The 22,629-nt window shown below is 71.3% G+C and carries 19 protein-coding genes and 1 pseudogene; 7 read left to right on the forward strand and 13 right to left on the reverse strand.

The annotated features are described in order from the left end of the window. Window positions 1-23: 23 nt before the first annotated feature. The 11 genes and pseudogenes from ICW72_RS19275 to ICW72_RS19325 form a co-directional block, all read right to left on the reverse strand. Window positions 24-1,205, reverse strand: a pseudogene (locus ICW72_RS19275) (aldehyde dehydrogenase family protein); the annotation flags it as partial. Window positions 1,206-1,268: 63 nt separating this feature from the next. Then, complete coding sequence (locus ICW72_RS19280) at window positions 1,269-1,475, reverse strand: DUF3185 family protein (protein WP_191084143.1); 207 nt, start codon at window positions 1,473-1,475, stop codon at window positions 1,269-1,271. Between the two features lie 63 nt (window positions 1,476-1,538). Continuing rightward, complete coding sequence (locus tag ICW72_RS19285) at window positions 1,539-2,747, reverse strand: FAD-dependent oxidoreductase (protein ID WP_191084144.1); 1,209 nt, start codon at window positions 2,745-2,747, stop codon at window positions 1,539-1,541. Continuing rightward, window positions 2,744-4,375, reverse strand: coding sequence for a squalene/phytoene synthase family protein (locus ICW72_RS19290; RefSeq protein ID WP_191084145.1), 1,632 nt, complete (start codon window positions 4,373-4,375; stop codon window positions 2,744-2,746). Before ICW72_RS19290 ends, ICW72_RS19285 begins: the two co-directional genes overlap by 4 nt. Continuing rightward, window positions 4,372-5,469 (reverse strand): glycosyltransferase, encoded by a 1,098-nt coding sequence (locus ICW72_RS19295; protein WP_191084146.1) that lies wholly within the window; start codon window positions 5,467-5,469, stop codon window positions 4,372-4,374. Before ICW72_RS19295 ends, ICW72_RS19290 begins: the two co-directional genes overlap by 4 nt. Before the next feature lie 6 nt (window positions 5,470-5,475). Continuing rightward, window positions 5,476-6,282 (reverse strand): lysophospholipid acyltransferase family protein, encoded by an 807-nt coding sequence (locus ICW72_RS19300; protein WP_191084147.1) that lies wholly within the window; start codon window positions 6,280-6,282, stop codon window positions 5,476-5,478. Between the two features lie 5 nt (window positions 6,283-6,287). Then, complete coding sequence (locus tag ICW72_RS19305; RefSeq protein ID WP_191084148.1) at window positions 6,288-7,874, reverse strand: phytoene desaturase family protein; 1,587 nt, start codon at window positions 7,872-7,874, stop codon at window positions 6,288-6,290. Then, window positions 7,871-9,442, reverse strand: a complete 1,572-nt coding sequence (crtI, locus tag ICW72_RS19310; protein ID WP_191084149.1) for a phytoene desaturase family protein — start codon at window positions 9,440-9,442, stop codon at window positions 7,871-7,873. The genes ICW72_RS19305 and crtI overlap by 4 nt, the downstream gene beginning before the upstream one ends. Window positions 9,443-9,528: 86 nt before the next feature. Further along, a complete protein-coding gene (locus ICW72_RS19315; RefSeq protein ID WP_191084150.1) occupies window positions 9,529-11,121 on the reverse strand; it encodes an acyl-CoA dehydrogenase in 1,593 nt (530 codons plus the stop codon). Continuing rightward, a complete protein-coding gene (locus ICW72_RS19320) occupies window positions 11,118-12,245 on the reverse strand; it encodes an FAD-dependent oxidoreductase (protein ID WP_191084151.1) in 1,128 nt (375 codons plus the stop codon). Before ICW72_RS19320 ends, ICW72_RS19315 begins: the two co-directional genes overlap by 4 nt. 64 nt (window positions 12,246-12,309) lie before the next feature. Then, window positions 12,310-13,089 carry an enoyl-CoA hydratase gene (locus ICW72_RS19325; RefSeq protein WP_232370752.1) on the reverse strand — a complete coding sequence of 260 codons (780 nt, stop codon included), beginning with the start codon at window positions 13,087-13,089 and terminating at the stop codon, window positions 12,310-12,312. A gap of 87 nt (window positions 13,090-13,176) precedes the next feature. Between ICW72_RS19325 and ICW72_RS19330 the strand changes: the two genes are divergently transcribed. The 5 genes from ICW72_RS19330 to ICW72_RS19350 are packed head-to-tail and all read left to right on the forward strand — an operon-like array spanning window position 13,177 to window position 18,042. Continuing rightward, window positions 13,177-14,349 (forward strand): CaiB/BaiF CoA transferase family protein, encoded by a 1,173-nt coding sequence (locus tag ICW72_RS19330; protein WP_191084153.1) that lies wholly within the window; start codon window positions 13,177-13,179, stop codon window positions 14,347-14,349. Further along, the gene (locus tag ICW72_RS19335) at window positions 14,350-15,525 is read left to right on the forward strand and encodes an enolase C-terminal domain-like protein (protein WP_191084154.1); all 1,176 of its coding nucleotides are present in this window, start codon (window positions 14,350-14,352) and stop codon (window positions 15,523-15,525) included. It abuts the gene before it with no gap. Between the two features lie 7 nt (window positions 15,526-15,532). Further along, on the forward strand, window positions 15,533-16,039 hold the full coding sequence (gene mobB, locus ICW72_RS19340; RefSeq protein WP_191084155.1) for a molybdopterin-guanine dinucleotide biosynthesis protein B: 507 nt from the start codon (window positions 15,533-15,535) through the stop codon (window positions 16,037-16,039). Between the two features lie 9 nt (window positions 16,040-16,048). After that, entirely contained in the window at window positions 16,049-17,257 is a 1,209-nt protein-coding gene (locus ICW72_RS19345) for a molybdopterin molybdotransferase MoeA (protein WP_191084156.1), read from the forward strand. A 32-nt stretch (window positions 17,258-17,289) separates the two neighbouring features. Next, window positions 17,290-18,042, forward strand: a complete 753-nt coding sequence (locus ICW72_RS19350) for an enoyl-CoA hydratase-related protein (RefSeq protein ID WP_191084157.1) — start codon at window positions 17,290-17,292, stop codon at window positions 18,040-18,042. Here the strand turns inward: ICW72_RS19350 and ICW72_RS19355 are convergent. Both ICW72_RS19355 and ICW72_RS19360 read right to left on the reverse strand, forming a co-directional pair. Continuing rightward, window positions 18,026-19,009 (reverse strand): NADPH:quinone oxidoreductase family protein, encoded by a 984-nt coding sequence (locus tag ICW72_RS19355; protein WP_191084158.1) that lies wholly within the window; start codon window positions 19,007-19,009, stop codon window positions 18,026-18,028. The two genes, ICW72_RS19350 and ICW72_RS19355, sit on opposite strands and share 17 nt — an antisense overlap. Window positions 19,010-19,013: 4 nt before the next feature. Beyond that, window positions 19,014-19,838 (reverse strand): tripartite tricarboxylate transporter substrate binding protein, encoded by an 825-nt coding sequence (locus tag ICW72_RS19360; RefSeq protein WP_223880701.1) that lies wholly within the window; start codon window positions 19,836-19,838, stop codon window positions 19,014-19,016. A gap of 194 nt (window positions 19,839-20,032) precedes the next feature. Between ICW72_RS19360 and ICW72_RS19365 the strand changes: the two genes are divergently transcribed. Both ICW72_RS19365 and ICW72_RS19370 read left to right on the forward strand, forming a co-directional pair. Next, the gene (locus tag ICW72_RS19365; RefSeq protein WP_191084160.1) at window positions 20,033-21,151 is read left to right on the forward strand and encodes a CaiB/BaiF CoA transferase family protein; all 1,119 of its coding nucleotides are present in this window, start codon (window positions 20,033-20,035) and stop codon (window positions 21,149-21,151) included. A gap of 3 nt (window positions 21,152-21,154) precedes the next feature. Beyond that, window positions 21,155-22,483: a tetratricopeptide repeat protein gene (locus ICW72_RS19370; RefSeq protein WP_191084161.1), complete on the forward strand. Its 1,329-nt coding sequence runs from the start codon at window positions 21,155-21,157 to the stop codon at window positions 22,481-22,483. Window positions 22,484-22,629 lie beyond the last annotated feature (146 nt).

Below are 22,629 nucleotides of genomic sequence, written 5' to 3' on the forward strand. Positions count from 1 at the left end.
TTCGCGGAAGCCCGCCTCCCCATTGCGCCGCCCAAATCCCGATTCGCCAACCCCCCGAAGGGCAGGGCCGTGATGGCCGCGTATTCCAGCGCGCGCCCCGTGACGATGGCGCCCGAGCGCGTGCCGGCGGCCACCGCATCCTCTTCCGCGCGCGTGGCGCCGAAGAGGTAGATGGCGAGGGGATGCGGCCGCGACCGCACCCAGTCCAGCGCGGCGGCGAGGTCCGGGCATTCCTCCAGCGCGAGGACCGGCCCGAAAATCTCCTCCCGCGCCAGATCGTCCGTGGCGGGTGCGAGGCCGATCCCCTCCGGCGCCAGCCACTCGATGCCGGCCGCGCCCACGATGCGGTCCAGCCGCGCCTGTTGCGTGATGTTGATGACCCGCGTGCCCGTCGGCCCCACGCCCGCTTCCTGGGCCGCGCGGCTGAAATCCGCGGCCCTGTGGCGCACCAGCAGAACGGTGTCGGGCGCGATGCAGGTCTGGCCCGCATTCACCGCCTTGGCCACCAGGATGTCCCGCGCGGCGCGGGCGAGGTCGGCCCCCGGAAGCACCAGGGCTGGGCATTTCCCCCCCAGTTCCAGCGTCAGCGGTGTGAGGTGCTGCGCGGCGGCGGCCATGACCTTGCGGCCCGTCTCGGTGCCACCGGTGAAGACCAGGTGGTCCCAGGGGGTGGCGGCGAAGTCGCGCGCTACCTCGGGCCCGCCCTCCACCACGAGGCCCATGCGTGGGCCGAGCGCCTCGGCGATCACTTCGGTCAGAAGCGCGGCGCAGCGCGGCGTGTGCTCGGATGGCTTCAGCACCACCCGGTTGCCGGCGGCGATGGCGTCCAGCGCCGGCAGCAAGGCCAACTGAACCGGGTAGTTCCAGGGCGACATGATGCCCACCACGCCCTTCGGCACGCATTCCGTCCAGGCGCGGGCGGGCTGGAAGGGGAAGGGTACGGGCGCGCGCGCGGGGCGCATCCAGCGGGGCAGGTTCCGGCGCAGATGCGCCGCGGCGTCGGCGATGATCTTCACATCGGCCAGCAGCGTGTCCTCGGCGCTGCGGGCGCCGAAATCCGCATGGGCGGCGTCGGCGATGGCGGCGGCGCGGGACAGGACCGCGCGGGACAGGGCATCGAGGAAGGCGCGGCGCTGGTCGAGGCCGGGCGCGCCGTCCTCGGCTTCGGCGGCGCGCAGGGCGGCGAGGGCTTGGGCGGGCGTCATGCGCCCCGATGGGTAGGGGAGGGCGCCGGGCTTGGGAAGCCCGGCATACCCGCACGCGCAGGTTTACCGCGCGCCGCGCAGGGCCAGCACGCAACCACCCAGGAACACCACGCCACCCGCGATCATGTACCACATGGTCTGGTCGGTGTAGCGACCGGTGAAGGTCTCGACCACCTGCTCCATGGGGGCCTGGGTCGCGTTCAGGCCGATGATGAAGAGCACCACGCCCAGCACGGCCAGGCCCGCGCCCAGGAGGAAACTCGCTCGCATATGATGTCGCTCCGGTTGTTGTGCGCTCTCAACACCCGGTAGGCGCGTGGGTTGCGGTGAATGCTAGCCGATGGCGCGCGCCGCCGCCCGGCCCGAACACGCCGCGGCTTCGATGGTCGCGGGCAAATGCGGCCAGGTCCAGTCGCCGGCCAGCGCCAGGTTCGTCAGATGCAGCCGCTTCGGGCGCGGGATGGCGCCGGGGCGTTGGCGGGGCGTGGCGCGGCGTTCCTTCACCACGCGGCAGGGGGGCGTCGCCATGGGCCAGTCGCCCGGCAGTCGGAACGCCATCGCCGCGCGCAGGATTTCCGTCCAGGCGCGGGCGGCGAGCGTCTCCGCCTCCTCGCCCGCCTCGGCATCGCCCGCGCTGACGGTGACGGAGACGCCTTCCGGCCGCACCAGGATCCATTGGCAGAGCGCGCCCAGCAGCCCGATGAACCGCACCGGCCCCGGCCCCGTGCGGGCGAAATGCAGGTTCACGATGGGGGCATGGGCCTGGGGCGCGTCCACATGGGTCAGCAGGCGCGTGGCCTCCCAGGGGGGCAGGGCCAGCACCACGCGGTCCTGGGCGCCGAGGGGGATGCTGTCCTCGTGGAAATGCAGCGCCGTGGCGCGGCCGCCCGACTGGTCCAGTCGGCGCAGCCGGTTGTCGGGCACATAGCGCCCTCCGGCCTTCGTGATGGCGTCCAGCGCCGGCTCCACCAGATCGGGCCCCAGCCCGCGGCGCGCCACGAACAGCCGCGTGGCGCCCGGCGCGCCCAGCCGCCGCAGCACCTGGCCCATGCGGCGGGAGGAGGCCTCCTGCGCCGGGGTGTTGAGCGCCGCGATGGTCAGCGGGTCCACGAAGCCGCGCAGGAAATCGGGGTGCGCGGCCATGGCCTCGCCGATGGTGCGGTCGGGCACCGGGATGGCCATCCGCATCATCGCCGCCACGGCGCCGGCCGAGACGCCCGCCGGCCGCCGGTCCGCCCGCCACCAGCCGAGCGGCGAGAGCGCCACCAGCCGCGCGGACCCATCCGCGAGGTCCAGCACAGGCAGGCCGTCGGGTTCGGGTTCGATCCAGCCTTCGCGTGCGCCGATCTCGTCGAGGAAGCCCAGCGCCACGCGGTTCGCGCCGATCAGCGCATGGGTGCCGTTGTCGGTGCCGTCGGGCAGGGCTCGGGCGCGGCCGCCGGCGCCGGGTGTCGCTTCGTGCAGCGTGACCTCGCGCCCCGCGCGGGCCAAAGCGAGGGCCGCGACCAGCCCCGCCACACCCGCCCCCACCACATGGATCATGCGCCGCGCAGCCCGAGCGCGAAGGCCGCCATCTCGATCTTCTCGCGGCGGGAGAGGCGCGCGCGCGGCCGTGCCCCCGCGAAGCCGCGCGCGATCATGATGTCGAGGATGCGCCGATAGGCCATCATCATCACCCGTGCCGGGTGCAGGGCGCGGATGTCGTGGCGCGGCAGTTCCGCCTCGGCGCGGGCGAAGCCCTGGCGGGCCTGTTCGGCCAGGCGCTCGCAGATGCCGGGAAAGGCCGGGTGCGCCACGATGGACCGCGCCGGCCCTTCCGGGATGCCCGCGGCGTCGAGCAGGCTGCGGGGGATGTAGACCCGTTCGCGCGCCGCATCCTCGTCCACGTCGCGCAGGATGTTGGTCAGCTGGAAGGTGTGGCCGAGGTCGAGCCCCCATTGCTCCGCGCCCGGGTCGCCGAAGATGCGCACGCTCATCGCGCCCACGCTGCCGGCGACGCGGCGGCAATAGAGGTCGAGCGCCGCTTCGTCCGGCAGGCGCAAATGGTCCGCGGCGTCCGTCTCCATGCCCGCGATCATGGCCTCGTATTCCGCCAGCGGCACGTCGAAGCCGATGCGCGCGAGGTGCAGTTCGCGCGAGATGACGCAATCGGGCGCCGTCAGCTTGCCGCGCCAATCGGCCAGGAAGCGGCGCTTCTCCGTCTCCGGCATGGCGCCGTCCGCGATGTCGTCCACCGCGCGGCAGAAGGCATAGACGGCCCAGAGGGCGCGCCGCCGCTCGCCCTTCAGCGTCGCCATGCCGCGCGCGAAGGAGGAACCGGCGCGCTTCACGCGGCTGGCCGTCAGGTCCGGATCATGCGGGCCGGGCAGGGGGGCGGCCAGGAGTTCGCCTGCGAAGTCGAGCTTGCCCAGCGCCACCCGCCCCAGCACCGGGTCGGCGGCGCGCAGCCTTGCCAGCAGCCGCCGCGCGAGGCCGATGGTCATGGCGGACTGGATGGCCAACCGCCGCGAGGCCACCAGGCGCGGCAGGGCCTGGGCGCGGTCGAGCTGTTCCTCCACCCGGTCCAGCATGGCGTCCAGCACCTCGCGCCGCTTCGCGTTGCCGGGGGTGAAGAAGGCCTCCTCGCCGCCCGCCAGCGCCATCCAGCTTTGCGGCACATAGACGCGGTCGAGCTTCGCGCGGTCGGGCACCAAATCCTGGAGGTGGTTCAGGATCTGCAGCGCGGTGCAGAGGGCATCGGCGCTGGCGCGCGATTCGGGCGTGTCGCTGCCATGCAGGCGCAGCAGCATGCGGCCCACGGGGTCGGCGCTGCGGGTGCAGTAGTCCAGCAGCGCGTCCCAATCCGCGTAGCGGGCCTGCCGGGAATCCTGGCGGAAGGCCGACAGCATGAGCCGCGCTTCCTCCACCCCCACCCCCTCCGCATGCAGCCGCGCCGCCTCGGGCAGGGGCGTCCGCGGATCGTCCAGCGCCGCCTCCATGGCGTTGAGGCGGGCGAGCTTCTCGTCCGGGGTGAGGCTTTCGCTGTCCGCGATGTCATCCGCCGTGCGGACGAAGCGGTAGAAGGCCATGACCTTCCCGCGCACCCCCTTCGCCAGGATCAGCGAGGCGGTGGGGAAGTTCTCCGTATCGTGGTCGCGGTTGGGCGCGCCCGGGGCCTTGACGTCCGTCATGCCCCCTTTGTGGCGGTATAGGCGCGACCTTTCCAGCCCGCCTTGAGCCCCAAAGCGGAACGCACCAGCGCCGTCCACTGGATGGCCAGCGCCACCAGCACCGTCAGCGGGTGCAGCGGCACGGTCCACCAGGGTTCACCGGTGCGCCAGGTGACGGCGGCGCGCAGCGCGAACATCAGCAGGATGGTGATGGCCGCCTCCCAGCCCGGCAGCAGCGCCCAGGGCCACAGATGGGCGCCCGCCAGCAGCACCGTCCAGACGGGCAGGCCGATCGGGGTGGCCATGCCCTCGCGCGCGTTCTTGATGAAGCCGCCCCAGGCATGGGCGAAGCCCTCATACATGCGGCAGGTGGCGAGCGGCGCGCCGTCCACGATCTCGGTGTCATGGCCGCGCTCGCGGAAGAGGCGGGCCAGCGCGATGGCGTCGTGCAGCACGCCCTTGATGGTGGTGTGGCCGCCCGTGCCCTCATAGGCTCGGCGCTCGACCAGGATGAGCTGCCCGCAGGCGGCGGCGAGGGAGGGCTTGCGCTGGATGGCCCGGCCGCCGAAGGGCAGATAGCAGATCAGCAGGAAGTTGATGAAGGGCACGGTCAGCCCCTCGCCGATCGTCTTCATCTCCTGCCGCGGCACGCCGCTGATGAGGGCGATGTTCTTCGCCGCGCTGTGCGCGGCCATGGCCGCCGCGGCGTGCGGGGCCAGGCGCACATCGGCGTCAATGAAGAGGAGATGCGTGCCCGTCGCGGCCTCCGCCAGCCGGGCGCAGGCATGCACCTTGCCCGTCCAGCCCGGCGGCAGGGAGGGCGCGGCCACCAGCCGCACGCGGGCGTCGCGCGCCGCATAGGCGGCCACGATCTCGGCCGTGCGGTCGGTGCTGCCATCATCCATCACCACCACCTCGACCTCGCAGCCAGTGGAGGCCAGGGCGGCGTCGAGGCAGGTGGCGATGTTGCCTTCCTCGTTGCGCGCGGGAATGAGGATGGAGACCTTGGTGCCCGCCGGAGGTTTTCCGGAAAGGCGCGGCATCAGCCGCAGGTTGATGATGCCGAAGATGACCGGCATCAACGCCAGCGCCAGGGCGATGTGGGCGAACTCCATGGACCTTCAGGCTCCCGTTTGCCCGCGTGTCTCGTGCCGCGGATCGTGGCGCTGCCCCCGCAGCAGCGCGCGCGCATATTGCCAAGTCCCGTAGAGGCCGCCCATGCCTTTCCGGCCTTCGACGGCGATCTCGAACCGGGAAGGGTCGCGGCTGATGGCGTCCTCGGCCAGGCGGTCCATCACGGCGGTGCAGGCGGCGCGAATGTGCTCGGTGCGGGCGTCGCGGTCCATGGCCAGCAATTCGCGCGCATCGAGCGGGGGCCCGAAGGCGATCAGCGCCTCGCCGCGCTTCTCGCTCCAGTGCAGGTATTCCATGGCCTGGGGGATGATGAGCGCATCGGGCGCGATCTCGGCCAGGCGCGTGACACCGGGCGCGAGCGGCACCGGGCGTTCGCGCACATCGGCGAAGCGGCCTGGCGCGTTCATCCAGAGCATGTGGCGGGGGTCTTCCAGCACGGTCTTCGCGGTCTGAAGGAAGCGCACCGCGCCGCGCGCCGTGCCCTGCTCGATGCCGAAGACGCCGAGGCGCTTCATGAAGCGGTACTTTTCCAGCGCCGCCGCATCAATGGGCGTGAAGCCGGGGCGTTCCAGGAAGAAGCGCCGCATCATCAGCAGGATCAGCACGCCATCCCACCAGCCGGGATGGTTCATCAGGATGATGGCGGGCCGCCCGGGCGGCACCTGGGGCAGCCCCCATTTCGCCACCCGCAGCGCGGTGAAACTGCCCTGGAAGGTGCGCGTGAAGGCCACCTGGAAGAAGGCCATCATGCGCTCGGAGCGCAGGGCGACGGGAGACACGTCTTCCGCCGCCATGGCGGTCAGGCGCCCAGCAGCTCGGCCTCGCGCCGGCCCGCCAGCTCCGCCTCGGGCGACATGCCGCGGCCGCCCAGGTCGCGGTCCAGGCTGTCCGCCGCGATCCAGCCCGACATCATCACCATGGGCATGCCGGGGCCCGGATGCGCGGCACCGCCGGCGAGATACAGGCCCTTCACCGCGCGCGAGCGGTTGCCCGGCTTGAAGGCGCCCATATAGGCCCCGTGCGAGGCCAGCCCATAGATGGCCCCGTTCAGCACGCGGTAGCGCTCATGGATGTCCACCGGCGTGAGCCGGTGCTCGACCACAATGCGCTCCTCGATGTCGGGCATCGCGGCGGTGCGCTTCAGCTTGTCCAGGATCTTCTGGCGATAGCCGGGGAAGAGCTGGTTCCAGTCATGGTGCGGCCGCATATAGGGCGTGTGCACCAGGACATAGAGCGCCTCGCCACCCTCCGGCGCGCTGCTCGGGTCGGTGGCGGAGGTCGCGGCGAGGTAGGCCGTGGGGTCCGGTGCCGGTTCGCCCTTCTTGTAGATGGCGTCGAACTCCTCCTCCGCGTCGCGCGAGAAGACGAAGCAGTGATGCGCCAGGTGGTCATAGCGCTTGTTCAGGCCGAGATAGAGCACCACGCCCGAGCAGGCCGGCTCATAGCCCTTCTTGCCGTAGCTCTCGCCCGGCGCGCCGCCCACCAGCTCCTTGTAGGTGCGGATGGCGTCCATGTTGGAGATGACGGCGTCACAGGCGATGCGCTCGCCGGAGGCGAGCTTCACGGCGACGACCTTGCCGTTCTCGATGTCGAAGCCCGTCACGTCGCTGTTGGGGCGGAGGTCCGCGCCCAGCTCGCCCGCCAGCCGCGCCAGCCCCTCGGCCACGGCGCGCGTGCCGCCCACCGGGTACCACACGCCCTCGCTCGCCTGCATGTCGCCGATGGAAGAGAGGACGGCCGGCGCCAGATAGGGGTTGGAGCCGACATACTGGCAGAAATGGTCCAGCATCTGCGCCAGGCGTTCATCCGGCACATGGCCGCGGATGACCTTGGCCACCGTCTGGCCCATGCGCAGCGAGAGCACGTCGCGCAGGGTGGAGGGGCTGAAATTGGCCTTGAGGTCCAGCGTGTCGCCAATGCCCTCGACGGATTTCCAGAAGAAGAATTTTTCGGAGACGCCATGGAGGTGCTTGGCCACGTCCTGGAACTTCCGGTAGCCCTCCCCCAGCCCCTTGCCGGGGGCGAAGCGGTCCATGGCCTGGGCCATGGCGTCCACATTCTCCATCAGGTCGATGCGGGTGCCGTCCTCGAAGAAGCAGCGCCATTGCGGGTCGAGGCGGATCAGCGGGATTTCCGTGTTCGGGTCGCGCCCCGCCTCCGCGATGACCCGGCGCAGCACGCGCGGCACGGTCAGGATGGTCGGGCCCATGTCGAAGCGGAAGGACCCGCTGCCATCGGGCGCGTCCAGGAAAAGCTGCGCCGCCTTGCCGCCGAGCCAGGGGTTCTTGTCCAGCAGCGTCACGCGGTGGCCGCGCGCGGCCGCGGTGACGGCGGCGGCGAGGCCGCCCAGCCCCGCCCCCACCACGACGACATGGGAGGTGGTCATGTGTTCGCTCCTTGCGGCGCCAGGGCGGCGGGCCGTTTGCCGGCCGCCAGCGCCAAATCTTCCTGGATGAGGCGCGTGGTGATGCGCGCCCCCTCATAGATCACGGGCAGGCCCGAGCCCGGATGCGTGCCGCCGCCCACGAGGTAGAGGCCCTCGGTGTCGTTGAAGCGGTTGCGTGGCCGGAAGCTCAGCATCTGCATCAGGTCGTGGCTGAGGTTGAAGGTGGCGCCATAGCCCACCGAGAAATCATCCTGCCAGCCCTGGGGCGAGACCACCCGCTCATACCGGATGCGGGATTCGAGGTCATGGATGCCCAGCGTCTCCAGCCGCTTGATGGCCAGGTCGCGGAAGGGCTTGGCCTCCTTCTGCCAATCCGCGCCGAAGCGCAGGTTGGGCACGGGCACCAGCATGTAGAGGGCCGAATGGCCGGGGGGTGCCAGCGAGGGGTCCGTCACCGTCGGGTTCTGGACATAGAGGCTCGGCACCGCCGGGATCACGCCGCTTTCGATCTGGCGGATGTTCTCCTGATAGGTCTCGGCCAGCAGGACGTTGTGGTGCGAGAGCTGCGGCAGCTCACCCTCGATGCCGAGGTAAAGCATGAAGGTGGAGCAGGAATAGCGCGCGCGCTCGATCTTGCGGTCGGACCAGGCCTTGCGGATGCGGTCGGGCACCAAGCGCGGCACCGCATGGGCGAAATCGCCATTGATGACGACGGCATCGGCCGGGATGTGCTGCCCGCCCACATCCACGCCCGTGGCGCGCCGGCCCTGGAAGGTGACCCGGTCCACGGGCGTGTTGAGCTTGATCTCGACGCCCAGCCGCTCCGCCACGCGGGCCATGGCGTCACTGACCGCGCCGCAGCCGCCACGCGGGTGATAGACGCCGTATTCGTACTCCAGGAAGCTCAGGATGGTGAACATCGAGGGGCATTTGAACGGCGACATGCCCAGATACTTGGTCTGGAAGCTGAAGGCGAGGCGGATGCGCGGGTCGCTGAAGTAACGCTTCAGGTCGTCATCCACCTGCAGATGCGGGCGCAGCTGCGGCAGGCTGCCCAGCACGTCGCGGCCCAGCATGCGCGCGGCGGTGCTGAAGGGCTGCTCCAGCACCGGCTTGAAGGCATCGAGCTTCCAGCGATTGTCCGCCATGAAGCGCCGCACGCCCTGCGCGTCCTGGGGCGCGATGGCGGCGATGGCGGCCTCCATCCGGTCCAGGTCGCCGGTCGCGTCCAGGACGGTGTTGGGCTTGCCCTCGAAGATCAGCCGGTATTGCGGGTCGAGCTGGATGAGTTCGATCTCGTCATCCAAGTCCGCGCCGCAGGCGGTGAAGATTTCGCGCAGGATTCGCGGGTAAAGAAAGAAGGTCGGCCCCAGGTCGAACTTGTAACCTTCCGGCGAGGTCAAGGTACGGGTGCGCCCGCCCACCACCTCATCCTTTTCGTACAGGGTCACGCGGGCGCCGGTGGCGGCCAATTGCATTGCCGCCGCGAGACCCCCGGGCCCCGCGCCAATGATGGCGATGCTGGGACGGGGGCGCCGCAGGGCGGGAGCGGGAAGTGATGCGTTCATGCCTGGGCTGTTCTTGTGCTGCGCATCAACATGCTGTGTTGGCGCGAGGGCGCAAGCCCCCGATTGTTCACAACCACTTCTTTCCCCTAAGCGATCAGCGCCAGGACTTCGTCGGCCCCGGCGATTTCCTGGCAATGCGCCACGGCGCGGGGCAGCAGCCGCGCCATGTAGAAGCCCGCGATGGGGCCATAGGCGGGGTCCAGCCGGGCGGCGCGGGCGAGCTGTGCCGCGCCCAGGAACCAACCACAGGCTTCAAGATAGGCGGTGGCGGTCGCCGCCACCTCGGCCGGGCCGGCGCTCAGGATGCGGCGGGTGGCCCCCTCCAGCGCCTCGGCGGCGGGGGCGAGGCGCGCATCCTCCGCCACGGCGGCGGCCAGCATGGCGCGCAGCGTGGCCCCCTGGTCGCGCGGCAGCTTGCGGGTGACGAGGTCCAGCGCCTGGATGCCGTTCGTGCCCTCATAGATGGGGCAGATGCGCGAATCGCGCAGCACCTGGGCGGCGCCCGTATCCTCCACGAAGCCCATGCCCCCATGCACCTGCACGCCGAGCGAGGCCGCGGCCACGCCCCGGTCCGTGCACCAGGACTTCACGATGGGCGTCAGCAGGGCGAGCTTTTCCTCCGCCCCCGCCACGCCGGCCCGCGCCGCATCGGCCGCGACGCAGGCTTCCAGGGCCAGGAACCGCCCGGCCAGGGTGGTGGCCCGCATCTCGGCCAGCATCCGCGCCACATCGGGGTGGCGGGCGATAGGCTTGCCGCCCTGCTCGCGCCCCTCGGCATAGGCGGTGGCCAGGTGCAGCGCCCGCGCCCCGGCCGCCACCCCCTCGATGCCGACCTGGAGGCGGGCATTGTTCATCATGGCGAACATGGCGGGCAGGCCGCGATGGGGCTCGCCGATGAGTTCCGCCTCCGCCCCCTCGAACAGCATGATGCAGGTGGGCGAGGCATGGATGCCGAGCTTGCGCTCGATCCCCCCGCAGCGCACCGCGTTGCGGCTGCCATCCGCCTTCAGCTTCGGGCAGGCGAAGAGCGAAATCCCGCGCGACCCCGCCGGCGCCTCCGGCAACCGGGCCAGCACCAGGTGCAGGGTGTTCGCGGCGAGGTCGTTCTCGCCATAGGTGATGTAGATCTTCTGGCCGTGCAGGGCGTAGCGGCCATCGCCCAGCGGCTCCGCCCGGGTGCGGACGGTGGAGAGGTCACTGCCCGCCTGGGGCTCGGTCAGGCACATGGTGCCATTCCATTCGCCCGAGACCAGCGGCGGCAGCAGGCGCCCGGCCTGGTCCTCCGTGGCGTGGCGTTCCAGCAGCTCGATGGCGCCCCAGGTCAGGGTGGGGCAGAGGCTGAAGGCGTGGTCGGCCGTGGTCAGCAGCTCCTTCATGGCGGCCGCCAGCGCGAAGGGCAGGCCCTGGCCGCCATGGGCCTCGCCCGCCGGCAGCCCCTGCCAGCCGGCCTCGATCCACTTGGCGTAGATGTCGCGGTAGGCGGGAGGGCAGCGCACCTCGCCGCCTTCGAAGCGGGCGCCCTGGCGGTCCGCCTCCAGCCGGTGCGGCTCGACCACGCCCTCGGTGAATTTCCGCATCTCCTCCAGCAGGGCGGCCACGTCGTCGGCGCCCAGCACCTCCTCGGGGATGGGGTGCAGCCGGGTGAGGGCGAAGCGGATGTCGTCGAGCTGGCTGGTCATGCGGGCAGGCTCTCCTCTCCGGCGGCCCAGGCCGAGAAGCCCGCCGCGTCCTCGTTGCGCGCGATGGCGCGGGCGAGGCGAAGCCCCAGCACCGCGCCGAACTTGAAGCCATGGCCGGAGAAGCCGCTCATCACCCAGGCCCGCGGCGACAGGGGCTCGATGATGAAGCGCTCTTCATCCTCCACATCGTAGAAGCAGTTGGCACTGTCAACCAGCGTGAAGCCGTCCAGCCCGGGGATGCGGGCGCGGGCCAGGTCCAGGATGCGCGCCACCTCGCGCGGGTCGGCCTCGCGCGTGGGTTCGTCCGGGTCGCCCTGGCGGGAGAAGCTGTGGTCGCCGATCTTGAGCGGGGTGCCAGCCACGGGCGGCACCAGGTAGAAGCCGCCCGTCTCGCCCAGTTCCAGCACCATGGGGGCGCGTTCCCATTGCGGCAGGGTGGCGGCGGGCGGCATCAGGCGGATGATGACCTGGCGCGAGGCGACGACGCGCCCCGCCAGCGCCGGCAGCAGCCGCGGCGCCCAGGGCCCGGCGGCGACCACCAGCACGTCCGCCGCGCGGGTTGCGCCGTTCTCCAGCGTGAGGGCGCCACGGGCCGCGTCCACCGAGATGGCGCGGGCCTGCTCGAACACCACGCCGCCTTCGCGCAGATGGTCCGCCAGCGCGCCCACGATCCGCCCGGCCAGCAGCACGCCGCCCAGCGGGCAGAACAGCGCATCCGCCACATGGCCACCGGAGAGATAGGGGAAGCGCGCCTCGACCTCGGCGCCCGTCAAATCCTCGGTCGGGTAGCCGCCGATCGCGAGGCCCGCGCGGCTGCGCTGCACAAGGGTGCAGCCCGGTTCGTCAATGGTCAGCACCCCGGTCGGGATGTGCAACACCTGGCCGAGTTCGGCCCAGAGCTCCTCCCAGGCGGCATAGGCGGCGTCCACCATCCGCATATAGCCATGCTGCCCGCCATAGCTGTGGCGAATCAACCTGTGGTGGTCCACCGAGGCGCCATGCGGGTTGGGCGGCGTGGCCTGGTCCACCACCGTCACGGCGAAGCCCTCGCGCCGCAGCCCCCAGGCGGCGCCGAGCCCCATGATGCCGGCGCCGAGGACGAGAGCGGTTGGACGGTTCTGCATTCCATCCAACCTAGCGCATTTTCGCCCGTGTCACAGGGGCGTTTAGGGTTCGTTACCCTCCCGGTCAGCGTCCCTGCCAGACGGCCGGCCGGCGGGCCAAGAAGGCCTCCACCCCCTCGGCGAAGTCCCGGCTGGTGAAGCACATCTCCACCAGGTCATCGCCGTTGATCTCCCGCAGGGGGGCGCGCAGGCGGCGCAGGGCCTCCTTGCAGGCGCGCAACGTCAGCGGGGCATGGCCCGCCACCGTGGCGGCGAGTTCCGCCGCCCGCGCCTGGAGGGAGGCATGGTCGGGCAGGATTTCCGACAGCAGCCCCCAGGCCTTCATCTCCTCCGCCTCGATCAGGCGCGAGGTGTAGACCAGGTCCATCACCCGCGTGGGCCCGATCATGGTGGAGAGCCGGGCGAAATTCGCCATCGAGAGCGTGTTGCCCAGGGTGCGCGCGATGGGGAAGCCATAGCGCGCATTGGCCGCCCCGATGCGGAGGTCGCACACCGCGGCGATTCCCGCGCCACCCCCGGTGCAGGCGCCCGCGATGGCCGCGATGGTGGGTTTGATGCAGGTCTCGAGCGCGGTCATGATCCGGTCGATCTTTTCCTCATAGGCGAGCGCATCCTCGGCCGTGCGGAAATTCGTGAACTGGCTGATGTCGGTGCCCGCGGCGAAGGCCTTCTCCCCCGCGCCGGTGATGACGATGGCCTTGATGGCGTCGTCCGTGTTGGCCTGGGTCGCCAGCTTGGCCAGGCCCTCATACATCTCGAAGGTCATGGCGTTGCGCGCCTGGGGGCGGTTCAGGGTCACGAAGGCGATCCCGTCCCGGTGCTCGATCAACAATTCACTCGACATGTTCTGTTCCTCCATTTCCCGGGCAGGGTTGCAGCGAAAGCCGCGGGGTGGAAGATGCGCACGCGCAGTCGCCAGGGGACCCATGCCATGATGCCGCTTTCCCGTTTCACCGTGCTCGACCTCACCCGCGTCCGTTCGGGTCCCACCTGCGTGCGGCAGCTCGCCGACTGGGGTGCCAATGTCATCAAGGTCGAGGCCACGGATGAGGTGGACACCGGCAAGGGGCTGGGCGGCGAACGCCATGGCCCGGACTTCCAGCTGGTGCACCGCAACAAGCGCGGCATCACGCTGAACCTGAAGTCCGAGGAGGGACGGGCCACCTTCCACCGCCTCGTGCAGAAGGCCGATGTGGTGGTGGAAAACTACCGCCCCGACGTGAAGAACCGCCTGGGCGTGGATTACGAGACGCTGTCCAGGATCAACCCGCGCATCGTGCTGGGCTCCATCAGCGGCTTCGGCCAGACCGGCCCCTATGCGAAGCGGCCAGGCTTCGACCAGATCGCCCAGGGCATGGGCGGGCTGATGAGCGTGACGGGCCTGCCCGGCCAGGGCCCCGTGCGCGCGGGCATTCCCGTGGCGGACCTCACGGCCGGCCTCTATTGCGCGCTGGGCATCATGGTGGCGCTGCTGGAGCGCGAGAGCACGGGCAAGGGCCGCTGGGTGCATACCTCGCTGCTGGAGGCCATGATCGCGATGATGGACTTCCAGGCCACCCGCTGGACCATGGCGGGCGAGGTGCCGCCCCAGGCCGGCAATGACCACCCGACCACCGTGCCCACCGGCCTGTTCACCACGACCGATGGCGTGGTGAACCTGGCCGGCGGCGGCCAGCAGATGTGGGAGCGCATCGTCTCCGTCCTCGGCATCCAGGAGGAAGCCAAGGACCCCGACGTGGCGAATGACAAGCTGCGGTCCAAGAACCGCGCCAAGACCAACGCCATGCTCCAGAAGGTGATCGGCACCAACACCAGCGCGCATTGGGTGGCGGAATTCAACAAGGCGGGCGTGCCCTGCGGCCCCGTCTATTCCATGGACCAGGTCTTCGCCGATGAGCAGGTGAAGCATCTGGGCATCGCCATGCCCGTGCAGCACCCCAAGCTGGGCGAGATCACGCTGGTGCGCGCGCCCATGCAGATCGAGGGCGTGGCATGCGCCCGCAACCCGACGCCCGAGCGCGGCCAGCACACGGATGAGGTCCTGGCCGAATTCGGCTTCACGGCCGAGGAAATCGCCGCCCTGCGCGCGGCGAAGGCCATCTGAATGCGCATCGCGTCCATCCGCCAGGGCGTGGTGCCGATCAGCAGCAGCATCGCCAACGCCTATATTGATTTCTCCAAGATGACGGCCAGCGTGGTGGCCGTCACCGTCGAATCCGGCGATGGCCGCAAGGCCACGGGCTATGGCTTCAACTCCAATGGCCGCTACGCCCAGCCGGGCTTGCTGGCCGAGCGCTTCATCCCGCGCCTCGAAGCCGTGGGCGAGTTGCCCGCCCATGAAGATGGCGGCTTCGACCCCATCCCCGCCTGGACGGCGATGATGAAGAACGAAAAGCCGGGCGGCCATGGTGACCGTTCGGTGGCCGTCGGCGTGCTCGACATGGCGCTGTGGGACGCGGCGGCGAAGCTCGCCGGCGTGCCGCTGTGGAAGCTGCTGGCCGACCGCTACAACCAGGGCCGCGCCGATGAGCAGGCCTGGGTCTATGCCGCCGGCGGCTACTACCAGCCGGGCAAGGATGTCGAGGCGCTGGTCGAGGAGATGAAGCGCTATCTCGGCCTCGGCTACAGCGTGGTCAAGATGAAGATCGGCGGCTCGCCCGGCATGGGCGTGCGTGAGGCGCTGCTGCTGGACCTCCAGCGGATCGAGGCCGTGCTGAAGCTGCTGGACGGCGCGGGGCACCGGCTCTGCGTGGACGTGAACGGGCGCTTTGGTTTGCACGCGGCCCTCAGCTACGCCGCCGCCATCCAGGGCTTCGGCCTGCGCTGGTATGAGGAGCCGCTGGACCCGCTGGACTACAGCACCCATGCGACGCTGGCCGAGCATTACGCCCCGCCGATCGCGACGGGCGAGAACCTCTTCTCCATGCTGGACGCGCGCAACCTGATCCGCCATGGCGGGCTGCGCCCGGACCGCGACGTGCTGCAGTTTGACCCCGCACTGTCCTATGGGCTGGTGGAATATCTCCGCACGCTGGAGATGCTGCGCGAACACGGCTGGTCACCCCGCCGCTGCGTGCCGCATGGCGGGCACCAATTCGCGCTGAACATCGCCGTCGGCCTGGGGCTGGGTGGCAATGAAAGCTATCCGGAGGTCTTCGCGCCCTTCGGCGGCTTCGCCGACAGCACGCCCGTCGAGAACAGCCGCATCCGCATGCCCGACATCCCGGGCATCGGCTTCGAGGCGAAGTCCGACCTCTACGCCGTGCTGCGCGACCTCTGAGCCCTCCATGCGCGTGATCGGCTTCGCCGGCTGGAGCGGTGCCGGCAAGACCACGCTGGTCACGCGCCTCATTCCCTGGCTGGCCGGGCAGGGGCTCACGGTTTCCACCATCAAGCACGCGCATCACCGCTTTGACCTCGACCGGCCGGGCAAGGATTCGCACGCGCATCGCGAGGCAGGTGCGGCGCAGGTGCTGCTGGCCTCCTCGCAACGCTGGGCGCTGCTGACCGAGCATCGCGGCGCGCCGGAGCCGGAACTGCCCGAATTGCTGGCGCAGCTCGCCCCCGTGGATCTGGTGCTGGTGGAGGGCTTCAAATCCGGCCCCCATCCGCGCATCGAGGTGCACCGCGCCGCCTTGGGCCAGCCCTATCTCCACCCGGACCAGCCCGGCATCGTGGCGCTGGCGAGCGACGCGCCGCCGCCCCCCGGCGCCCCGCCGCATCTGGACCTGGACGACATCCCGGCCATCGGCGCCGCGGCACTTCGCCTCGCGGTGCCGCGCGCGGCGCTGTAGCCTCGCGCCATGGCGCTCCCTGACGACTGCTTCGCGCTGGACGATTCCCCGCTGACGGTCGAGGCCGCGCAGGCGCTGATCGCCGCGCGCGTCACCCCGCTTGGCGGCGAGGAATGGGTGCCGCTCATCGCCGCGCTGGGGCGCGTGCTGGCGCGGCCGCTCCACGCCGCGACACCGCTGCCGCCCTTCACCAATGCGGCGCTAGATGGCTACGCCTTCCAGCACCCCGCGACCGGCCCGCTGCCCATCGCGGCCCGCATCACGGCCGGGCAGGCGGCGGGCGCGCTGGAGCCCGGCACCGCCGCGCGCATCTTCACCGGCGCCGCCCTGCCCGAGGGCGCGGACACGGTGCTGATGCAGGAAGCGGCGCGGCTGGTGGGGGGCGCGCTGCTTGTGCCCCCCGGCCTCGCCCGCGGCGCCAACACGCGCCGGGCGGGCGAGGAACTGGCCCTCGGCGCCGAGGGCCTGCCCGCGGGCCGCCGTCTGCGCGCACCGGAAATCGGGCTGGCCGCCGCCCTGGGCGCCGCGACCCTGCCGGTGCGGCCCCTGCTGCGCGTGGGCGTCTTCTCCACGGGCGATGAGCTGGTGCCGCCCGGCCAACCCCTCGGCCCCGCCCAGGCGCATGACAGCAACCGCTTCACCCTGATGGCGCTGCTGGCCGCGCTGCCCGTCGCCGTCACCGACCACGGCATCCTGCGCGACGACGCCGCCGAAACCCGCCGTGCCCTGCACGCCGCCGCTGAAAGCCAGGACCTGCTGCTGACGTCCGGTGGCGTCTCGGCGGGCGAGGAGGACCACGTTCGGGCCAGCCTGGGCCGCCTCGACTTCTGGCGCCTGGCGGTGAAACCGGGGCGGCCGGCCGCGCTGGGCGTGGTGGCGGGCACCCCGTTGCTGGGCCTGCCCGGCAACCCGGTGGCGGCGGTGGTGGCCTTCCTGCACCTGGCGCGGCCGCTGGTGCTGCGGCTGGCGGGCGCGCAACCCGAGACGCTGCCCCGCCTCACCGCCATCGCGGGCTTCCATCACACGAAACGCCCTGGCCGGCGGGAGTATCTGCGCGTCGCGCTGCGCGACGGCACCGCCCAAAAATTCCCGCGCGAGGGTTCGGCCTGGCTGACCTCGCTGACGCAATCCGACGCGCTGGCCGAGCTGCCCGAGGCGTTGGAGGTGGTCGGCCCTGGCGATGCGCTCCGCCTTCTCCCCTTCCAGGGAATTTTCTGACAGGCTCGCCTCAAGACCCTGGAGGAAACCGCATGACCGACCACGTCCAGACCACGCGCGAGGGCGCGGTGCTGACCATCCGCCTCAACCGCCCCGACAAGAAGAACGCCCTCACGCGCGAGATGTATGGCGCCATGGGCGCGGCCCTGCGCGCGGCCGCGGGCGACGACGCCGTGCGCGTGATCCTGCTGGCGGGTGGGGCCGACTTCACCGCGGGCAATGACATCGCGGACTTCGCGGCGGTCGGAGAGCGCAAGCCGGGCGACCCCGGTGCCGCCTTCGAATTCCTCGAAGCCCTGGTGGGCATGACCAAGCCCGTGGTGGCCGCGGTGCGCGGCAATGCGGTGGGCATCGGCACCACGCTGCTGCTGCATTGCGACGTGGTGGTGGCCAGCACCACCGCCCGGCTGATGATGCCCTTCACGAAGCTGGCCCTGGTGCCGGAGGCCGGTTCCTCCTTCCTGCTGCCGCTGCGCGTGGGTCCGGCGCGGGCGAATTGGTGGCTGCTCTCGGGTGCCGCCTTCAGCGGGGCCGAGGCGGCGGAAGCCGGCCTCGCCACCCGCGCCGTCGAGGATGGCGCGGTGGACGCCACCGCCGCCGAGATGGCCGCAACCCTGGCCGCCCTCCCGCCCGGCTCCGTTCAGGAATCCAAGCGCCTCATCAAGGCCCCGCACGCCGAGGCCCTGCGCGCGGTCATGGCGGCCGAACGCGTCTCCTTCGGCGAGCGGCTGCGCAGCGAGGAGGCGCAGGCCGCCTTCGCGGGCTTCCTCAAGCGCAAGGGTTGATGACGACGCGGCCCAGCGCGCGGCGGTTGGCCACTTCCGCCATCGCCGCGCGGAACTCGGCCAAGGGATAGCGCGCATGGACCTCGGGGCGGAGCTTCCCCTCCGCCCACCAAGCCACCAGCTGGTCCCACAGGGCGCGCACGCGCGGCGCGTAACCCTCGCGCCCATCGCCCGGCGACCAGCCGATGTAGCTGCCCCAGTTGAGGCCCGCGACCGCGATGTTCTTCAGCAGCAGGATATTGGCCGGCACGGTCGGGATGCCGCCGCCCGCATAGCCGATGGTGACCAGCGTGCCGCCGTCGCCCAGGCAGCGCAGCGATTCGTCGAAGCTGGCCCCGCCGATCGTGTCCAGCACGCAGGAAACGCCCGCGCCGCCGGTCGCGGCGCGCACGGCGTCGCGGAAGGGAAGCGTCGAATCCAGCACCACCTCGGCGCCCCGCGCGCGCAGCGCCGCGTGCTTCGCCACGCCGGCGCGCGCGATGACATGGGCGCCCAAGGCGCGCGCCACCTCCACCCCCGCCAGCCCCACGCCGCCACCGGCGCCCTGCACCAGCACCCAGTCGCCCGGTCCTACCCGCCCGCGCCACATCAGCGAGGCGGCGGCGGTGGGGTAGCTGATGGGCATGGCCACCGCGGCATCGAGCGGCAAATGGTCCGGCAAGGGCGTGACGTGGATGGCGTCCACCACCGCCTCCTCGGCCATGGCACCCCAGTCCAACGCGGCGAAGACGCGCGTGCCCGCCGGTAGCGGGCCTTCCAGCACCACGCCCGCGGCCTCGGTGCCCGGCGTGAAGGGCAGGGGCGGGCGGCGCTGATACTTGCCCTCCACCACAAGCTGCGTGGCGAAGGACACGCCGGACGCCTCCACGCGGATCCGCACCGCGCCGGGGCGCATGGGTGGCGGCGGGACCTCCTTCACCTCCAGCTGGTCGAAGGGCCGCCAGGATTCGCAGACCAATGCGCGCATGGCGTCAGCCCGCCGTGATGTTGGCGTCGCGGACCAGGCGGCCCCAGCGCTCGTATTCGGACCGCACGAAGCGGGCGAAGTCGGCGGGCGGGCTGGCCACGGGCTGCGCCCCCAGCGCGGTGAAGCGCGCCTTTGCCTCCTCCGTCGCGTTCACCGCGGCCACGGCCTGCTGCATGCGCGTCGCGATCGCCTCCGGCAGGTTCCTGGGCCCCCACATGCCGTACCAGGTAGTGATCTCGTAGCCCGGCACGCCCGCCTCCGCGATGGTGGGCAGATTCGGGAAGGCCTCGATGCGTTCGGCGGTGCTGACGGCGAGGGCCTTCAGCCGCCCCTCGCGCACATGCTGGGCCGAGGAGGCCAGGCTGTCGAACATCACCTGCACATGCCCGCCCACCATGTCCGTCAGCGCGGGGCCGGAGCCGCGATAGGGGACATGGGCGATGTTCGTGCCCGTCATCAGCTTGAACATCTCGCCCGCCAGATGCGGCGCGCCGCCGATGGAGGAGGAGGCATAGGAAAGCCGCCCCGGCTGCGCGCGGGCCAGCGCGATGAGTTCCGCCACGCTGTTCACCGGAAGCTGCGGGTTCACCACCAGGATCAGCGGCACCTTCACCAGCTCCGTCACCGGGGTGAAATCCGCCACGGCGTCGAAGGGCATGTTGGGCTGGAGGTGCGGGATGATGACATGCGCGGACGCATTCACCAGGAACATCCCGCCATCGGGGGCCGCGCGCGCCACCTCGCCTGAGCCGATCACGCCCGAGGCGCCCGCCCGGTTCTCCACCACCGCGGGCTGGCCCAGCTGCGCCTGCAAGCCCGCCGCCACCACACGCCCCGCGATGTCGGTGGGCCCCCCGGCGGATAGGGCACGATGATGCGCACCGGCCGCGTGGGCCAGGATTGCGCGCGTGCCAATGCGGGCGTGGCGAGCAGCGGCGCGGCCAGGATGGCGCGTCGTGTGGCGTGCATGGGTTTCTCCCTTCCTCGGTTGGAGCGATGATACGCCCAAACGGAGGAACGGCCATGCCAGGACCCTATGACGGAATTTTCGTGCTCGACGCCGCGCAAGGCATCGCCGGCCCCTATTGCGGCATGCTGCTGGCGCAGGCGGGGGCCACCGTGGTGAAGCTCGAACCGCCCAAGGGCGACTGGTCGCGCGGGCTGACGGCGCGCGAGGGCGACCATTCCGTGATGCACACCGCCTTCAACCGCGGCAAGAAAGGGCTGGTGCTGGACCTCGCACAGCCCGAGGACCGCGCCAAGGCCGCGCGCCTCGCCGCCCGGGCCGATGTGCTGATCGAGGCCTTCCGCCCCGGGGTCGCCGCGCGCATCGGCCTCGGCCCCGAGCAGGCCAAGGAGGATGCGGTCTGCGTTTCCGTCTCCGGCTTCGGCCAGTCCGGCCCCTACAGCGAGCGTCCCTGCACCGATGGCGTGGCGCAGGCCTTTTCGGGCCTGGTGTCGCTCAATGCCGGGGCGGATGGCGTGCCGCACAAGGTGGGGACGCTGGTGGTGGACGTGTTTTCCGGCCTTTCCGCCTTCGCCGCCTGCCAGGCCGCGCTGGCCGAACAGGCGCGCGACCGCGCCACGGGGGCCACGCCGCGCCGGCGGCACCTCGACATCTCGCTGATGCAGGCGGCGGCCTCGCTGCTGGTGCTGCCCATCGCCGAGGGCGGCTTGCTGGGCCGCATGCCGGCCGAGCTGAACGTGCCCGCCGGCACCTGGCAGGGCAGCGATGGCGCCTGGGTGATGGTGGCCATGGTGCGCGAATCCGAATTCGTCACCCTCTGCCAGGAACTCGGCCTGCCCGAACTGCCCAATGACCCGCGCTTCAACAGCTTCGCCCAGCGCGCCGCCAACAAGGCCGAGATCGTCCCCATCCTGCGCGAGGCCTTCCGCCGCAAGACCGCCGCCGAATGGGTCACGCAGCTCCAGGGCGTGCGGATGCTGTGCGACCGGGTGAACACACCCCTCGAATGGCTGCGGGACCCGCATGTGCAAGCCGTGGGGGCCGCCCCCTTGTTCAACCAGCCAGGCCTCGGCACCCTGCCTTTCCCGGCCATTCCGGGCTTCGGCGCCTGGGAGGTGCCGGCCCCCGGTCTCGGCGCCGACACCGATGCCATCCTCCGGGAATGGGGAGCCTGAACCATGCCGCGCGACGCCCAGGGCAACGCCGCCACCTTCGCCTCCGACGAGGCGGCTGCCGGCTATGACCGCACCATCGCCTCCTTCCTGAACTACCGCTTCGACACGCCCTTGCAGCTCAAGGCCGCCCTCGCCCTGGATGGCGAGGCGCCGCTGCTGCACGCCATGAAGGCGGGCTTCTCCATGATGGCCTACAATCAGGCCTTCATCCCCGCCGCGAAGGCCTCCATCGCGACCGCGCGCGGCCTACGGCCCAATGCGCGCGAGAGCCTGCACCTGGACGCGCTCGAGGCCTGGGCCGATGGCGGGCAGGAGCGCGCGCTGGCCATCTGGGAGCGCATCGTGGCCGAGCACCCGCGCGACATCCTGGCCTTCCGCTTCCACCACTTTTCCGCCTTCTGGATGGGCCGCACCCCGGCCATGTATCAGCTCGTGGAAGCCGCCATCCCGCACTGGGCGGACGACATGCCGGGCTATGGCTCCATGCTGGCCTGCCGCGCCTTCGCCCATGAGGAATGCGGCAGCTACGCCATCGCCGAACGCGCCGGGCGCGAGGCCATCCGCCGCGACCCCAGCGACCTCTGGGCCGCGCATGCGGTCGCGCATGTGCTGGAAATGCAGGGCCGCCGCGCCGAGGGCATCGGCTGGATCACGCAGCTCACGCCGCATTTCGGCGCGGGCAACAACCTCCGCCACCACATCTTCTGGCACCAGGCGATGTTCCACCTGGAGCGCGGCGAGCATGACGAGGTGCTGCGCCTCTACGACCAGGGCTTTCGCGACCTGCAAAGCCCCGTGACGCAGGTGCAGCCCGACCTCTACATTGATTGCCAGAACGCGGCCTCCATGCTGTTCCGCCTGGAGCGCCAGGGCGTGGATGTGGGCGACCGCTGGGTGGAGCTGGCCGACAAGGCCGAGGGCCGCATCGGCGACTGCCTCTCCGCCTTCACCCTGCCGCACTGGATGATGGCGCTGACCGCGACCGGCCGGCTCGACGCCGCATCCCGCATGCTCGACGCCATGCGCGACTACGCGCTGGCCAATACCGGCGACAATCCGCGCATCGTGCGCGACTACGCCATCCCCGCCTGCGCCGCCCTGCTGCACCGCGCCCGCGGCGAATACGCGGACGCCGTGGCCGTGATGCGCCCGGCCCTGGGCGGGATGCACGAACTCGGCGGGAGCTACGCGCAGCAGGACGTGCTGGAACAGCTCTTCCTCGACGTGGCGCTGAAGGCCAACGCACAGACCGACGCCGACATGCTGCTGGAACGCGTCCGCGGCCGCTGGCCCACACCGCCGGAACGGCGGGCGGGGTACGCGCGGGGGTAGGCGCCCCCGGCAGCGCCCCACCTCCGCGCATACCCGGCCTGCGTTACAGGCTTGTGCCGCCTGCGCCGGAAGGTTAAGCACCGGACAGGAAATGGCGGGTTGGCCTGCGAGCTGGCCCTTTGCCATGCACGACAGGGAGACGAAAC

The sequence above is a fragment of the Roseococcus microcysteis genome, from assembly GCF_014764365.1.
GTDB lineage: Bacteria > Pseudomonadota > Alphaproteobacteria > Acetobacterales > Acetobacteraceae > Roseococcus > Roseococcus microcysteis.

Bases quoted from the DNA above. Each gene is read 5' to 3' on its own strand.
- ICW72_RS19280 (WP_191084143.1), bottom strand. From the start codon at position 1,475: ATGCGAGCGAGTTTCCTCCTGGGCGCGGGCCTGGCCGTGCTGGGCGTG.
- ICW72_RS19285 (WP_191084144.1), bottom strand. From the start codon at position 2,747: ATGATCCATGTGGTGGGGGCGGGTGTGGCGGGGCTGGTCGCGGCCCTC.
- ICW72_RS19290 (WP_191084145.1), bottom strand. From the start codon at position 4,375: ATGACGGACGTCAAGGCCCCGGGCGCGCCCAACCGCGACCACGATACG.
- ICW72_RS19295 (WP_191084146.1), bottom strand. From the start codon at position 5,469: ATGGAGTTCGCCCACATCGCCCTGGCGCTGGCGTTGATGCCGGTCATC.
- ICW72_RS19300 (WP_191084147.1), bottom strand. From the start codon at position 6,282: ATGGCGGCGGAAGACGTGTCTCCCGTCGCCCTGCGCTCCGAGCGCATG.
- ICW72_RS19305 (WP_191084148.1), bottom strand. From the start codon at position 7,874: ATGACCACCTCCCATGTCGTCGTGGTGGGGGCGGGGCTGGGCGGCCTC.
- crtI (WP_191084149.1), bottom strand. From the start codon at position 9,442: ATGAACGCATCACTTCCCGCTCCCGCCCTGCGGCGCCCCCGTCCCAGC.
- ICW72_RS19315 (WP_191084150.1), bottom strand. From the start codon at position 11,121: ATGACCAGCCAGCTCGACGACATCCGCTTCGCCCTCACCCGGCTGCAC.
- ICW72_RS19320 (WP_191084151.1), bottom strand. From the start codon at position 12,245: ATGCAGAACCGTCCAACCGCTCTCGTCCTCGGCGCCGGCATCATGGGG.
- ICW72_RS19325 (WP_232370752.1), bottom strand. From the start codon at position 13,089: ATGTCGAGTGAATTGTTGATCGAGCACCGGGACGGGATCGCCTTCGTG.
- ICW72_RS19330 (WP_191084153.1), top strand. From the start codon at position 13,177: ATGATGCCGCTTTCCCGTTTCACCGTGCTCGACCTCACCCGCGTCCGT.
- ICW72_RS19335 (WP_191084154.1), top strand. From the start codon at position 14,350: ATGCGCATCGCGTCCATCCGCCAGGGCGTGGTGCCGATCAGCAGCAGC.
- mobB (WP_191084155.1), top strand. From the start codon at position 15,533: ATGCGCGTGATCGGCTTCGCCGGCTGGAGCGGTGCCGGCAAGACCACG.
- ICW72_RS19345 (WP_191084156.1), top strand. From the start codon at position 16,049: ATGGCGCTCCCTGACGACTGCTTCGCGCTGGACGATTCCCCGCTGACG.
- ICW72_RS19350 (WP_191084157.1), top strand. From the start codon at position 17,290: ATGACCGACCACGTCCAGACCACGCGCGAGGGCGCGGTGCTGACCATC.
- ICW72_RS19355 (WP_191084158.1), bottom strand. From the start codon at position 19,009: ATGCGCGCATTGGTCTGCGAATCCTGGCGGCCCTTCGACCAGCTGGAG.
- ICW72_RS19365 (WP_191084160.1), top strand. From the start codon at position 20,033: ATGCCAGGACCCTATGACGGAATTTTCGTGCTCGACGCCGCGCAAGGC.
- ICW72_RS19370 (WP_191084161.1), top strand. From the start codon at position 21,155: ATGCCGCGCGACGCCCAGGGCAACGCCGCCACCTTCGCCTCCGACGAG.